The following is a 508-nucleotide window of genomic DNA, read 5'->3' on the forward strand; positions in this document are numbered from 1 at the left end:
GTCTGTGCGAAGCCGCAAGGCGAAGTATACGGGCTGACGCCTGCCCGGTGCTGGAAGGTTAAGGGGAGTGGTAAGCCCTTCGGGGCGAAGCTATGAACCGAAGCCCCAGTAAACGGCGGCCGTAACTATAACGGTCCTAAGGTAGCGAAATTCCTTGTCAGGTAAATTCTGACCCGCACGAATGGCGTAACGACTTGGGCGCTGTCTCAACGAGAGATCCGGTGAAATTTTAATACCTGTGAAGATGCAGGTTACCCGCGACAAGACGGAAAGACCCCATGGAGCTTTACTGCAGCTTGATATTGAATTTGGGTACGATCTGTACAGGATAGGTGGGAGCCGTTGAATCTTGAGCGCCAGCTTGAGAGGAGGCATCCTTGGGATACCACCCTGATCGTATCTAGGTTCTAACTTGGTACCGTAAACCGGTGCGAGGACAGTGTCAGGTGGGCAGTTTGACTGGGGCGGTCGCCTCCTAAAGAGTAACGGAGGCGCCCCAAGGTTCCCT

1 rRNA gene is annotated in these 508 nt (G+C 54.3%); it reads left to right on the forward strand.

Annotation, left to right across the window (positions count from 1 at the left end):
* Positions 1 to 508 (forward strand): 23S ribosomal RNA (locus tag ACL9RM_RS26490); the annotation flags it as partial.

It is taken from the genome of Paenibacillus sp. S29 (genome assembly GCF_049319765.1).
Taxonomy (GTDB): Bacteria; Bacillota; Bacilli; order Paenibacillales; family Paenibacillaceae; genus Paenibacillus; species Paenibacillus polymyxa_B.